The sequence below is a fragment of the Desertivirga brevis genome (assembly GCF_017355835.1).
On sequence record NZ_JAFEWF010000001.1, the window covers coordinates 1,171,890 to 1,188,342 of the forward strand.

A 16,453-nucleotide genomic window follows, 5' to 3' on the forward strand; every position below is an offset into this window, starting at 1 on the left:
CCCTTTATCTTTTTAATATTACGTATCCTTTATTGCTTTTCTGAGATCCATCAGCCACTTTGGTGTGAATGATGTAATAGTAAACGCCGTCTGTTAATTGAGCATTCGAATTTGTACCGATTCCACTATTAGCCACTCCTCTGAATGCCTTATCGCTGTTATTATATCCCTTAGTCCTGTAGACTTCATTTCCCCATCGGTTAAAGATCACCACCTCGTTTTCAGGGTATCTCTCGATGTTTCGAATTACGAACTGTTCATTTCCAGCGCCATCATTATTTGGAGACAGTAATGGATCAGGACCGATATCTGCATTTTCCCCAGGCCCTACAGGCTTACCTTCCGGATAAAAATCATTGATGATTACGTTCGCGTTGCTTCCAAGTTTCACAAATGCAGTTGGAGTTGCATTAGTTATCCTGATAGAGATGTTTTCCTCTCCTTCTTTCAGATAATCTTTCAAACTTTGAATATGTATCTTCTGCTCGCTCTCCTTAGTTCCGGCAGGAATAGTAAGCCTAACATATTGAGGCTGTAGCACATAGTCTTTACCCTGTGAAGCGGTTCCCCCATATTGCAAGCTCACCTGTACATCCTGCAACAGCACGTCATCCAATACTGCTTTCACTATAATCGAGTCACCTTCGGTTATAGTAGAAACTTCAGGAATTAATGAAACAGTTACATTTCCCTGGACCTTCAATCTAACCGTAGCGGTATCTTTTAGTCCGGCAGGGTCGATTACTTCGTAGGCAAACTCTTCTATTCCTGTAAATCCTTTTTTCGGGATATATAAGAAGGTTCCGTCTGCTACATTAAAGTTTTCCAGTTGCGCTCCTGCGAATGCATTGATTAATCGAAACTTCAACACATCACCATCCACGTCTGAGTCATTGGCTGCTACTGTTCCTCTAAAAGCAGCATCTTTCGCAATATAGAATTCGTCATTAATTGCTACCGGGGGATCATTCACAGGAGTAACATTGATTGTACCAATAGCTGCATTTGATTCAAGTCCGAGGTTATCCTTAACAGTATAAATGAATGTATAGGTCCCATAGTCGTTTGGAACTGGGGTGTACTTCAATGTCCCATCAGCATTAATAGACAGAGTTCCCTTAACAGGAGGTGTTTGAATCCTTATGGTTTTCGCATCGATACCGTCCACATCAGTATCATTCGCAGTCACGGAGAAAGTCACTGATGCATCTTCGGCTGTAGTAACAAAATCAGGATTAGCTACCGGAGCAAAATCGTCATTGATAATTCTTGCGATCGCCGGGCTTCCCTTTGCAGTTAACCTTCCGCCATAGTTAGGACTGATATTGCTTAAAACCATATTAAACAATTCGTCGCCTTCGACCTTCAAGTCACCATTAACATCCACAGTGATCTGCTTAGTTTCACCTGCAAAGCCGGAGAATGACAAGGTGCCCGCTTTAGCGACATAATCATTGTCGTCAGTAGATGCACTGCCATTCGTAGTTCTGTAATCTACATCAAAACCTTTGCTGGTAAGATTGTCTAGTTTTACAGTGAAGGTTACAGTTGTTTTGCCATTGTGTTGTTCAATCACTGGCTGCGGTCCCGTTATAATTATTTCAGCCTTATCATTATCATTAATGTTAACCACAGGAAGCGGTGTAGCCCAGGCAAGCAGACTATTCGAATTACTAATGGTTTCTACTGCAATAGCGATAGTTTCTACATCTTCAAGTTCGTTGTCATCAGTCACTTTTATTGGAAGGGTAATGCTGTTGGTGCCTGCAGGAATAGTGACAGAGCTTACCCCAGAAATAATATAATCAGAACTGGTTGCAGAACCCGACAAACGGTAGGTGATAGTGGTCGGCGCTTCGGAAGTAACATTTTGAGGGAAACTAAAGGTGAAAGCAGCATCCTGCAGACCTTCCGTACCATCTGTTTTTGTTACTATGATCTGACCCGCATCATCATTTTTTATCGTTCCTGCCGAGTTCGCATTCGTTATCTGCAGCTTATTGCCAAAGGTATTAGACAAAGCATGTATAGCAAGATTGAACACCTCATCGGCCTCAAGTTTCAGATCTCCCTTAACTTGAACCTTTATCGTTTGCACCTCTCCAGCCTGACCTGCAAAATTCACTAACTGATCAATAGCAGGTATGTAATCATTATCTTCCACAGTTGCCGATCCGTTTGAAGTTGAATACTTCAGAGTAAATGGCAAACCGGTTGCCTTACTGAGGGTCACAGGGAAATCAAATGAAGTTGTGCCGCTATTACCTTCTTGCTTAACTATCGTCCCACCAAGAGCAATATCCCCAAAATCATCATCCATAATTTTCATTACAGGTATTACAGGATTTACAGTTACTGCGGAAGTGTGTAAAGAGCTTAGTGAGTTCACCACCAACACTACAGTCTCATCCTCTTCAACTATAGCATCATTTATAACTGGAAGAGATAAGGTTACCTTATTTTGATTAGCCGGAATGGTAATAGCCGCAGAAGTTACGCCAGTATAGTCTACACCGTTACCTCCCGCTGTTCCATCAAGGGAGTAATTGATAACAATAGGCTGATCAGAGGTCATATCCGCCGGAAGACTAAACGTAAAGGTACCGGCTACAGCTCCTGTTTCAACTCCATCAGTCTTAGTGATCGTAACTGCTCCCTGATCGTCGTTAAGGATAGTACCAGTAACACTGGTGCTCTCTAAAACCAAGCGTCCATTGAAATTATCAGACAGATCTTTCAGAACAAGAGTAAGAGCTTCATTCGCCTCGATCTTCTTATCCCCTTTTACCTGAATGCTGATGGTCTGAATTTCCCCTGCTGTTCCAGCAAAAGAAACCGCAGCATTTGCAGAGGCACTTGTATAATCATTATCTGCTACTCTTGCAGCATCGTCTGCTGTTTGATAAGGAAGTGTGAAAGGCTTGCCTGTTGCCTTTTTCAAAGTCAATTTAAAATCAAGAGTAGCAGTGCCATTGTCTCCTTCGGCTACACTTGCAGGTGTAATGGAGATAGTGGTATTATCGTTGTCCAGAATATCGAGACTTGCTGCGGCGTTTGCTAATTGAATGTTATAAGGGTTGTCTGTTGCAGATCCTGAAACAGATGCTGCAATACTTACAGTTTCTTTATCTTCAATGATAGCATCGTCATATACCGGAAGAGTGAGGGTAATATTGTTTTGCCCTGCAGGAATAATAATATTTCCAGGTGACGTCCCGGTGTAATCTTCTCCATTTCCTTTAGCTGTTCCCGCAAGACTATAATTAATCTTCAAGGGACTGTCTGAAGTCAATCCAACAGGATAGCTGAAATTAAAGGCGGCTGCCTGCCCTGCTTCAACACCATCTACCTTCGTAATAGCAACAGATCCAAAATCATCGTTTTCTATTGTTGTCGTTCTGCTTTTAGCGGTAACAGTCAAGGCACCTCCAAAAGTGTTTGTTGGATCGTCAACCTGCAAAGTGAACAACTGGTGAGGTTCAATCTTTTTATCGCCTTTAACTGCAATTGAAATAGATTTACTTTCACCTGCAGTACCTGCGAAGTTAAGAGTAGCTATTGCTGGAATATAATCTCCATCGGCAGCTAATGCTGTACCGTCCATAGTTTGATAAGCCACCTGGAATCCTGAGTTAGTTGCACGATCAAGCGTTAGCGTATAAGTCGCGTTTTGAACCCCCTCATCTCCTTCAGGGATTTTTACATCCGCACTTAATACCAAAGTTCCTTTGTCATTGTCCTCAATAATAAGGTCTGGATAAACACCTTCAAGTGAAATTGCAGTATTGTAAGGACTTTCGCAGTTTGCATTGACAATCTTTACGGCTTCATCTCCTTCCACTTTAATATCATCAATAACAGGCAAAGTAAGTTCTGCGGATTGAGCACCAGGTTGTATTACTACCGAACCAGAAACAGGACCGCCGAAATCGACGCCGTTCGCTTCTGCCAGGCCACCCAATCTATAAGTAATAGTGGTTGCTTTATCAGACGTTGCGTTATCCTTAAAACTAAAGATATATTTACCAGCAATACTGTTGGCTTCTTTTCCGTCCACTTTGCTGACTGAGATCTGTGCGATATCATCATCATTTATTGTACCCGTGGCGCTATTATGTTCGAAGGTCAAACGATTATTAAAAGTATTGCTGATACTATTAAGCCTTGCTGTAATTGTTTCTGCTGCTTCAACAACCTTATCATCTTTAACTACCACCTTAATAGTTTGAGATTCTCCGGGAAGGCCAGAGAAACTTAAGTTACTGCTTAAAGCGTTGTAATCCCCGGTTGCGCTAGTTGCGGAGCCGTCAAGTGTTGAGAACTGGACTGTGAACGGCTTCGTCGTTTCCTTATCCAACGTCACCTTAAAATCAAGGGTTTTCGTTGCAGCATCCTTCTCATTTATGTCAGCAGGACTTATCGAAAGTAATCCCTTATCGTTGTCAGCGATATTGATAGGGGTTATACCTGAAGGAATAGTAATGTTATAATCGTTCAACTCTACTGATGCCTCAAGCTCTATGATTTCAGTGTCTTCAACCACCCCATCATCGATAACAGGCAAAGTTACCTTAATACTATTTTCACCTGCAGGAAGTTCAATAACTGAGCTTGATCCGATATAGTCTTTCCCGGTTTTGGCTTCTCCATTAAGTGAGTAGTTAATTTTTAAAGTACGGTCGGCCCTAAGGTCCTTTTCGAAACCTATGGTAAATGAGGCGTCTTTCAACCCTTCTTCTCCATCCGTTTTGCTGATTACAAGGTTACCTTTATCATCATTAGTAATAGTTGCTTTACCCGTCATTTGTGGAATGCTCATTAGATTACTTAAAGAGCTGGTTATTGCTCCTAGCTGCACAATGAACACTTCATCACCCTCGATCTTTTTATCGCCCTTGATAGATACAGAAATAGGCTGATTTTCATTCGGTTTACCTTCAAAAGATAAACTACCCTGAGTAGCTATATAATCCTGATCGGAAGTTTTGGCTGATTGATCAACGGTTGTATAAGAGATCTTATACCCTGATGACACCTCCTTGTCGGCAGTTAGGAAGAAATTGGCTGATGTCTGGCCCTGATCACCTTCAAGAATACTAACATCAGGACTCAGGGTTAAGGTTAGCCTGTCATCATCTTCAATAGTAAGGCCTTTAATCTGTTCCGTGGCATTCGTTTTATTAGCACTTGTTACAGAAGTAATCGAGAGAATGATGTCTTCCGCACCTTCCACAATTTGGTCATCAACTACATCAAGAACAATACTTCTTTTTAATTGCCCTGCAGGAATAGTGATACTTGTAGGAGTACTGGTAGAATAATCTTTTACACTTTCAGCCTTTCCGCTTAACGAATAACTGATCGTCGCATCTTTATCAGAAGAGTAGCCCGGCTTATAACTAAACTCAAATGCGGCCGGTTCCTGGTTCTTCTCCTTGCCATTAATTGCGGTAATGAAGATAGGACTTTCATCATCATTTTTGATTGTGCCTTTAGCCGATGTTTGAAGACTTAGACGGTTAGCAAAGTTGTAAGAGAGATTGCTTAGTAAAAGATTAAATGCTTCGTCACTTTCAATTTTTCTGTCACCATTCACCACAACTTCAACTGTCTGCTCTTCGCCGGCTGTTCCGTTGAAGTGTACCTGCCCGGCTTTTGCTTTGTAATCTGCATCAGCAGCCAGGGCAGTTCCGTCAGCTGTGTTAAAGTCAACATCGAACGCCCGACTGGTTGCATTATTTAAGACAAGGCTGAAGGTTGCTATCTTAGTCCCATCTTCCCCCTCAAGTACACTTACATCGCTGACGCTTATTTTGGCTGCATCATTGTCCGTAATGGAAGCCGTCTTTGATTGATCTTCTGGTGTTACTATATAAGGACTGTTTACAGCTGTAATATTGAGCGTAACAACTTCCGTATCTTCCAGTTGAGCGTCGTCAATCACGGGAAGCGCAACAGGAACAAACGTTTCACCTGCCTTAATAATTGCTTGTCCCTTGCTAACATCATCATAGTCTTTGTCATTACCATCTCCAGCCGCGTTGCCTGATAAGCTATAAGAAATTGATATATCTTCATCCGCGGTTCCCTGGCTTAAGCGAAGGACAAAACCTGCGCCTTTTACACCCTCTTCTCCGTCTTGACCATCGATTTTAATTTTTGGTTTATCATCATTTTCTATAGTAGCTATGGTGCTGGCTACATCAATTGTGAGACGGTCATTGCCAAATTTATCCTTGTACGTTTCGGTCAAATTGCTTAATAACAGATTCAGCACCTCATCTTTTTCCAATTTGGTGTCGCCGTTAATTATAACTGAGAACGGTTTGGTCTCCGCTTCTTTTCCTTCAAATGCCAGGGTAGTTGCTATAGGTTCATAATCATTGTCACTAACTTTGGCAGTACCATCGGCACTATTCAGGTCGACTGAAAATTTACCCTCTGTTTCCTTATCAAGGGTTACGTTAAATGTAGCGGAGGTAGTTCCATTGTCAGTTTCAGTAACGCGTTGAGCAACACTCAAACTAAGAGTTGCGACATCATTATCCTCGATGCTGAGGCTTTGGAATGAATTGGACATTTGCAATCCATTGTCAATTGAAGTCACCTCCAGCTCAACCACCTCATCGCGTTCGACTTTTGAGTCGTCAACCGCAGGCAGCTGTAGTTTAACGAACTCGTCACCTGCCAAAATAGTAACAGACGTTGCAGCTCCTGTATAATCCGCACCGGCAACAGCTGTTCCTGCAAGATTGAATTCTATTTTGGTGTCTTTATCAGCTTTAACTCCGGCAGGAAAACTAAAGGTAAATTCAGGTACATCTCCCCCTTCTTTTCCATCTTTGTGTGTGATGGTGATGTCCCCTCCATCATCATTGAGAATACGGCCAAGAGCAGTAGCATCGCTTATTGTTAATTGCCCGCCAAAGTTCTCGCTAAGATCGAAGATATTGGCGGTAAAGGTTTCGTCTTTCTCTATTACTCCGTCACCTGTTACAATTACAGCGATTAAGGCGCGCTGGCTCGGTGACTTTAAACTTATCGTTCCGGCAGCGGCAGTATAATCAGAGCTGGCAATAGCCGTTCCATCAGCAGTTCTATACTGCAGGGTTATCGTCTTGCTCAATTCCTTATCGACCGTAACATAGAACTCAAACCTGGTGGAGGTTCCAGATTGACCCTCCTTGAGCATAACAGGACCAATAATATTGACAAGCGCTTTGTCATTATCCTCAATATTAACGTTTACCGAATTAGTCTTAAGCCGGGTTCCGTAAAAATCACTTGCGGTAAGAGAAGCTGTAACTATCTCCATGTTTTCCACAATGTCATCGTCAACAACACCCAAAACAAGAGGAAGGCTACTTCGCTGGCCCGCCTTTATAGTTGCAGAGCCAGTTACTGGTAAAGTAAAATCTTTAGCTAATTCAGCAGTTCCCGAAAGGGAATAATTGATTACAATGTCATTATCAGAAGTAGCATTATTACTTAGAGTGAAGGTTATTGAACCATCTGTGCTGCCTTCCTTACCATCTGATTTAGCAACTTCTATTTCTGGTACATCGTCGTTTCTAATGATCGTACTCACTTCGTCCGGAGTGTGAATAGAAAGGCGGTTTTCATAGGTATTACTTAGTTGCGATAGTTTTACAAAGAAATTCTCATCACGCTCCAGCTTTCCGTCACCATTAACCGTTACGCTGACGGGATATTTCTCTCCAGCCGTACCATTGAAAACTAAAGTGCCGGAAGTAGCAACGTAATCATTATCTGTAGTTTTTGCCAGGCCGTCTCTGGTAGAATAGTTAATACTGAATGGTCCTTGTACCGCTTTATTTAACGTTACCGTAAAATTGACCTTTGATGATGCCCCATTAGCACCCTCTATAATCTCTACAGGACCGCTTATGCTTAAGTTTGCAACATCATTATCAATCACCGGAACTTCCAGAAGAGTATTCTTCAAAGTAACGTTAGGGTTGGTTGGATCTTCAAGTGCAATATTTAACAATTGCAGTTTCTCCTCCTCTTCAACTATAGCATCGTCGACCACCGGAAGTGGGAGCGTGTAACTTTCGTCGCCTGCCGGGATTTCAATCCATCCAGAACCTGTATAAGTATAATCTTTAACAGCTTCAGCACTTCCTCCAATTGAGAAATTGATCCGGGTAGGTTTAGATGAAGTAACTCCGGCCGGGAAGCTAAATTTAATAGCTGCGTCTGCAGGATTATTTTCCGAAAAGTTGGTCGCAGTAACTTCTATAAGTCCTGAATCATCATTAAAGATCGTTCCTACGGCTTTATCAGCAGAGTTTTCAAGAGTTAACGCATTCGCATAGTTCGTTGCGGGCTGTTCAAGAAAAACTGTAAAAAATTCATCCCCTTCTATTTTTCGGTCTGAATTTATATCTATTTCAATGACACGGGATTCATCAGTAGTACCGTTGAAATGAAGAGTTCTTCCAGTTATTGGTGTTGGAACATAGTCACCATCCCCCGATGTTGCAGTACCATCGGCAGTTTTATAAACAAGATCGAAACCCTTATCCGTAGCACCCTTCAGTTTAACCGCAAAAACGGCTTTTTGAATACCAATATCTCCCTCTGATATGCTTACGGGGCTTATGCTGATCTCTGCCTTATCATTATCTTCGATAGTAATTATTTGAGGCGAGCCTTTTAGCACTATCCCATTGTTATTAGGACGAAGCGTTGCGGTGATCTGAATAGTTTCAGGGTCCTCTAAACGATTATCATCAACTAGCGGAAGTGTTATAGTTTTACTCTTCTCCCCAGCCAAAATTGTAATGGAACCGTTGCTTCCAGTGAAATCTTCGACAGGTTTAGCTGTTCCTGAAATGAAATAATCTATAGTAAGATTGTCTTTGAAGGTAATATCGCTGTCAAAACCAATGGTGAATGAAGGATCGTTCCCACCTTCCCTTCCGTCAACTTTGGTAAGTTTAAGATCACCAAAGTCATCGTTTCTAAGAGTAACTGTTCTGGTTCTGGCATCGGCTATCTTGATGCGATTATTAAAGCGGCTTATCAGGTTTCCCAGACTAAAAGTAAATGTTTCGTCCCCTTCCAGTTTCGTATCTCCGTTAATTGGAATATTAATAGTTTTCGGAGTAATGTCATTTGCCGCGAATGTTAGCGCACCCGCTCGCGAATTGTAATCATTATCTGCTGAGGTAGCAGTTTGATCAGCAGTAGCATAATCTACACTAAAACCAAAAGAGGTTTCCTTGTCAACGCTTATAGTAAAATCGGCTGTTTGCTGACCAGCATTACCTTCATCGGTACTAATGTCGTTACTGATGGTGATGGTAGCTATATCATTATCTTCTATGATAAGTGATTTCTGTTGATCCCTAAGCGTCACTGGGTTTACACTTGATACCGCGCTTACCGTAATCGTAATGTCTTCATTGTCTTCTACTATCTGATCGTCGATCACACTCAGCGTTACAGGAGCCGATACCTGACCTGCAGGAATCGTAACACTTGATGTTATTTCAGGAGTATAATCCTTACCAGTACTGGCAAGTCCACTCAAAGTGTAGGTAACCGTTACGTCTTTGTCAGAAGAATAACCGTTCAGGTAACCGAACTGAAAAACCCCTGGTTTAGCGCCTTCTTCTTTGGCATTAACAGCTGTAATTCCAATTTGGGCGAAATCGTTATTTGTAATCTCGCCCTTGGCTGAGGCGGGTGCTGAAATAGACAGGTTACTATTATAATTATAAGACAGACCATTAAGCAAAAGATTAAATACCTCATTATCCTCTACCTTACGGTCGCCATTAATGATGATATCTATTGTCCGTTGCTCTCCTGCTTTTCCATCAAAGTGACGAGTTCCTGATTTTGGCACATAATCTCCATCGGCAACAGTGGCAGAACCATCAGAAGTAGCATAACTCACATCAAATCCTGCGCTTGTTTCGTTGTTAAGAGTTAAAGTGAAACTAAGTGTTTTGTTCTCGTTATCATCACCCTCAGTTATTTTTACATCGCCCACTGAAATGGCAGCCTTATCATTATCGATAATGAAGACGCCCTTTGTGGGGTTTGAAAGCGTAATAGGATATACGCCTCCCGATGCACTGTAAGAGCCGCCTACTAAGCCAGCGGTTAAAAGAATATTTTCTGAGTCTTCCACTATAGCGTCGTCGGCAACGGGAATAGTAAGCGGCCAGGAAGTAGCACCAGCAGGGATAATAAGTTCCCCGGTCGTAGCCCCAGTATAATCCTTACCGTTAGCAAGAGCATTCCCCGTCAAATCGTAAGAAATTTTAATGTCCTCGTCTGCAACACCACCAACTAATCTGAACAAGAAGTTTGCAGGCTTAGAACCCTCCACTCCATTTTCTCCTTCAATCTCAACTACAAGTTTGTCATCATTTTCAATACTGCCAACTGCATTATTTACAGAAAAACGCAGGTGTTCGTTGCCTTTTCTATCTTTGAAGACATTACTTATATTGCTAAGGTCGACTGTGAACGTTTCATTTTTCTCTACCCTGTTATCTCCATTCACTGAGACACTAATTGTCCGCAGATCTTTAGAACCGGCACTAAAATTAATTTTACCGTTTGATGGTAGGTAATCATTATCGCTTGCCTTTGCAGTACCATCTGTTGTTGAGTAGTTAACATCAAAGGATTTAGACGTTTCTTTGTCAAGGCTTACGGAAAATACAGCAGTAGCAGTTGAGCCACCATCTGTCTCTTTTACGTTTACCGGACCATGAAGTGTTAAAGTTGCGTAGTCGTTATCTTCGATGTTTAGCTTATCAAAAGTGTTCGACATCTTGAAATTGTTGTCGACAGAAGTAACAGTCAACTCTATTTCCTCATCGCCTTCAACAATGGCATCATCATTAACACTAAGGGGCAAACTTATACTGCTTGAACCTGCAGGAATAACGATTTTGGAAGAAGCTCCTGTATAATCAATACCGGATGATGCACTGCCACCGAGAGTGTATTCTATTGTTGTTGGTTGAGCGGATGTATAAATACCCGGAAAGCTAAAAATAAACTCGGCTACTTGCCCACCTTCAGCCCCGTCCTTATGCGTAATCTTAATATCCCCTCCGTCATCATTACTGATCCAACCTTTAACAGTTTGGTCTACGATCTTGAGGCGACCACCATAATTATCACTAAGGTCAAAAAGATTAACATCAAAGCTTTCATCTGGCTCTATGGAAAAATCGCCTGTTACGAATATTTCTATGGGTTGCAGTGTTTTCCACCCAAGAGGTAAAAAGCTCAACTGCCCGGTCTTGCTAACGTAATCTTGGCCGGCGAGCGCCGTTCCATTTACCGTTTTAAATTTTAGTGTTACCGGTTTACTTATGTCTTTACTTAACGCGGCCTCGAACTTCATTATTGAGCTCCCAGTGTCGCCTTCAGGGATAGATACAGGATTTGTAACGGTGATAGTTGCTTCATCATTGTCTACAATATCAAGCGAAACCTGACTATTCTTTACTGGAATATTATAACTTGCAGAATGTGCTGTTGCTGAAATTTTAATACTTTCTGTCTCTTCAAGAATATTGTCGTCGAGAACTGGGATATTAACTGGGTAGTTATCCGCTCCTGCCGGAATAACAATAGTACCTGATAATGGAAGGTTATAATCTAAGCCGGAGATGGCTGTTCCTGAAAGGGAATAGTCGACAGTTACAGGTTCACTAACCGGATTACTTAAAGTAAAAGTAACAGCACCATCATACATACCTTCCGCGCCAGATACAGTGGAAAGCGACAATTCCGAAGTGTCGTCATTCTTAATAGTATAGTTTAACTGCGTGGGTGAAATAACTAATTTGCCTCCAAAATTATTCGTCAAGCCTGAGAGCTTTAGAAGAAAGCTTTCAGAGCTTTCAACTTTTTTATCACCGTTTATGGTAACCGGGATAAAATAATTTTCACCAGCAGTTCCGTTAAATGCCTGGGTACTTGAAGCTGAAACATAATCGTTATCTGCAATAGTAGCAGTTCCATCCTCTGTATTATACGAAACGCTAAATGGCTTACTTACCGACTTATCAAGCTTAATATTAAAGTTAATTACCGTGGGACCATCACTCGTTTCCAAGCCATCAATTGGGCCGCTAAGTGTAAGTGTAGCAGCATCATTATCTTCAATAGCAACCTGAGGCACTGCATTACTAAGAGAGATCCGGCTGTAGGGACTTACCACCGCCAGATTTTTAAGTTTGGCTTTTTCCTCTCCTTCAACAATAATGTCGTCCTTCACCGCTAGTGTAAGGATTGCAGAGGATTGCCCAGCAGGAATTTCGACGAAAGATGAAGCAGACGGGGTAAAATCTACGCCAGTTTCTGCATCTGTCTCAAAATCAAAATTAATTCTCGTTACTTCATCCGATGTAACCCCGGCAGGAAAACTGAAAAGATAACTTCCGTTTTGAGGTCCGTTCTCTGATCCATTTATTGCAGTGATATTTATAATCGCATTATCATCATCGATTATAGTTCCAATAGCAGTAGGATCGCCGATACTAAGAGATCCCCCGAAGTTAGTACTAAGTTTATCAAGGATTACACTGAAAGTCTCGTCTCCCTCCACCTTCTTGTCGGCACTTACCTTAACAGGAATTTTTCTTTTTTCCCCTGCGGTACCATTAAATTGTAAAGGAATAATATCTGCAGAATAATCCCCTTGAGCAGCTTTAGCGGAGCCATCCTGGACCTTATAGGAAAGTGAAAAAGGCCCGGCTGTTGAAACGTTTAAAACTACTTCGAGCTCTGCATTGGTAGTGCCAAGATTACTACCTTCCTGAACAGATACTGGTGCTATAGTGATAAGAGCTTTATCATTATCATTTATTTTTAGCGAATGACTAGTATTAGTTAAGCCGATATAGTAGTTGTTTGTCCCTACCGTTGCATTAATCAAAACTGTCTCCGGCCCTTCAGCTATAGCGTCATCATTAACAGGCAGAATAAGAGTGGCGCTATTTTCCCCTGGCTTTATCTCCAGAGTACCTACAACTGGGGTGGTATAATCAATACCACCAACATTTGCCTCTCCAGACAAAGTATAGCTGATAGTTATCGTTGTATCAGTTGAGACTCCGTCGGGAAGCTTAAAAATAAACTTACCGCTTTTGACACCCTCTTCACCGTCCTCGCTTATGATGGAAATCTGGCCTGCATCATCATTTTTGATCGTAGTTTGAGCCACATCTTTAGGAATAGTCAGACGATTTCCAAAGGAATCAGACAAGTTGAAAATTAGCAACTTTATTAGCTCGTCTTTCTCAATTTTTTTGTCACCAACAACCGGAATGGTAATGGTTTTAAACTCGTTTTTCAAACCGGCAAACTCAAGGGATACTGTTCCGGTGGATTTATAATCGTTGTCTGCAACCTTAGCAGACATATCTTCTGTGCGATAGTTTAATGTAAACTTTTTAGAGGTAGGATTACTTAAAGTAAGCGTATAAGTAGCATCAATTGTCTGATCTGCACCTTCACTTAGAATCACGTCGCTACTTAATTCCAGACGGGCATTATCATTGTCAGAAATAGTAACAGTTGGAGGAACTGTAGTGATATTCTTTATTGTAAACTCATGCCCGGGAGCCAGACGTGTTATATTAAGACTCGCAATTTCATCACCTTCAACAATGTCATCATCAGAAACAGGCAGGGATAAAATATAACTGTTTTGGCCGGCGGGAATTATGATAGTTCCCTTTTGCGGACCAGTGAAATCTATTCCCGGGGTAGCATCTCCCGAAAGTGCATAATCTATTTCGGTAGCTACATCTGCAACATTAGAAATAGTAAAAATAAATTTCCCGGCTACTTCTCCTGTTTCACTACCTGGTGTGGCGGTTATTGACAAGTCTGCCGAATCATCATTAGTAATCGTTCCCGTTGCAATCTGGCTATTTAAACTTCCTCCAACCGGATTGGAAAGTGTAATAGTAAATACTTCATTACCTTCAATAATGCGGTCTGCATTTAACCGGATACGAATAGAAGCAGTTGTTTGTCCGGCAGGAATAGTTACAGTTCCTGTTTTTGAAACTGAAGAATCAAAATCTGCGTCATTAGTCGCATTAGTTGGATTATTTGGCCTTCCATGGGTTATGGTATAACTAACCGTCACAGGGCATTGAGAAGTTGAGGTTAATGTAACAGGAAAGGCAATCTCGCTGGTAACATCTGTTTTTTCGGAAACAGTTGCATTAGAGATATTAATCCCAACGGTTGTTATATTAATACTACTTGCAGTCTTAATATTATTACAGCCTGCGCTACATTCAGCAGCTGCATTGACCGGAATTGCATCATCAGGATTTGTCGCATCCGGATCGGTTACGTCTGCAGGTCTAAGGATAATGGCAGTAATAAGGCCCATCGCCCCGGCAACGGTCGCTTTTCCCTTAATATGCAGGGTCATCTCTGCTAAGTTTTCCAGGTCTACCATCGTAGCAAACTGGGTTGCTGTCGCTGTGTTTCCAGAATTGCTTGATGCACCTGTAGTTTGATCCGTCGTTACCCCCGTGAATTGGAAACCTGAAGGATAATCCAATGTAAATTTTGCACCAGTAACAGAATTAGGCCCGTTATTCTTAATTCGAACAGTATAGGTAATATCCTCACCAATACAATAAGTACTTTTTGCAGTTACTATACTTACAACCTGAAGATCCGCCTTTCGAAGCTCAATATTCATTAAGGGGCCGATAGGAGTACTTTCAATATAAGTCCAGGTATCGATTCCTACCTCATTACCAAAGCCGTTTGCATCGGATGTACTGTTCCCCCATTTATGTCCGTCTGTGGTACTACTGGCACCATTAATTTCAGTAACCTTGTAAGCAGTTTGCTTCTTAATATCGATATCATTCCAATAAACAATATCATTATTATTATTAGGACCATTTTTTCTGGTAAGAATGATACCCCCATAATTTTTCTCTACGTCTGTGAACGGGAAGTGCACCTCTCCTCCTCTTAGTACCACTTTCATATTCTGAGGAGCAAAGCTGAAATTCCCGATCGCAGGAACATCATTTCCATTTAGACCATCCCACCTGATTGTGTTGGTACCAATTTTTGTAATACCAGTTAGGATGGTATCAACAGCATCATTAAAAGAGCCATTTTTGTCAAGATCCAAGCCGATAGCGTATCCGACAACCTGATCGGCGTCAAAACTTATAGTTCCACCAAGGGGGTAAGTTCCTCCTTTATAAAGAGTTCCTTCTTGCCCCTTAAACAAGAAGTTACTAGCACTCGGGCTTTTAGGCTGCTGCAAAAGCCATGTAGTGCCACCTCTTGCAATCGGAGCTGAACTTGGCAAATCAGAATTCGGTTCTGAGAAAAAGATCTTATGAGTAATATCGGTGGGAGTATCTGCTGCTCTCGGATCGTGCACTTTACCAGATGTTCTCGGTATGCTTTTATAGAGCGCGTTATTATTCTGATCAAGGAACCCTTTATTATTAACAAAAAAGCCGAACACATAACCAGCCTGCCCATTATTATTTACCTCATATATATATCCATCTTTTGTTAACACGTTGAATACGCCATTAAACCCCTTTTCATAGGCACCAAGACAACCCCCGAAGATATTCATGTAGGCCCGGCCTCTTTTCACCAAGCCATTGTCGTCTTTCACGGTTACATCAAAGGCGTTTACGTAGCAATTATTATCTCTTTGTATCCATTCATCATTTACCCCCAGCGGACCAGGCATATTTGATGTTGGGTTTGCAGTAGAATCCGGTGAAACGAAATTAATCTCCCAAACACCCTCTTCTCCACTTTTAACAGTCAACTTATAAGGGTTATAACCATTGGAGTTTGGCAAGGGGCCGGCTTTTTCCTGAGTTAGATTAGCTATTAATCCAATAGTTGTAGAATTCCCGGAATTATAAACAATTCCGTTAGGTGTACGAGCAATGATCTTACCTTTTTTGATCCCCTGAGCACTTGACCCTAAAAAAAGCGTTTCTCCAGCCCTTACATAGACTTTCACCGTTCCAATGGTTGGAAAGGGATTATTTGAAGTAGCAACAGTTGTGCTTGAAAAAAAGGCCCTGTTTCCCAAATTTGTTAATAGGTCCTTACTACCTTCCCCAAATACCCTTCCCCCGATCAGTGAAAACAGAACCGAGACTAGAATGACAATGCGACGAACGCTATAACAGATAAAAAAATTCCTATGCACGTAGGTAGTTCTAAGTTTTTCGAGAGAGCGTTAAAATAAGATGTGCCGGTGTATACGGAAATGGGGCTCCCAGGTTTCCTTTTTTTCTTTCCTTAACAAAAAGTTATTATCGTGGAAATTAAATAAGGAATAAGCCTGATTGTTAGCCATTTGGATAGAATAGTGAAATCCGAAGGAGGTATAAGGGGATCTCGCCTTCTATTATGTAGTGTGCGAAGACCT

1 protein-coding gene is annotated in these 16,453 nt (G+C 41.6%); it reads right to left on the bottom strand.

The genetic code is table 11. The features are described from left to right. Positions 1-4: 4 nt before the first annotated feature. Entirely contained in the window at positions 5-16,231 is a 16,227-nt protein-coding gene (locus tag J4N25_RS05245) for a Calx-beta domain-containing protein (RefSeq protein WP_207421088.1), read from the bottom strand. Positions 16,232-16,453 lie beyond the last annotated feature (222 nt).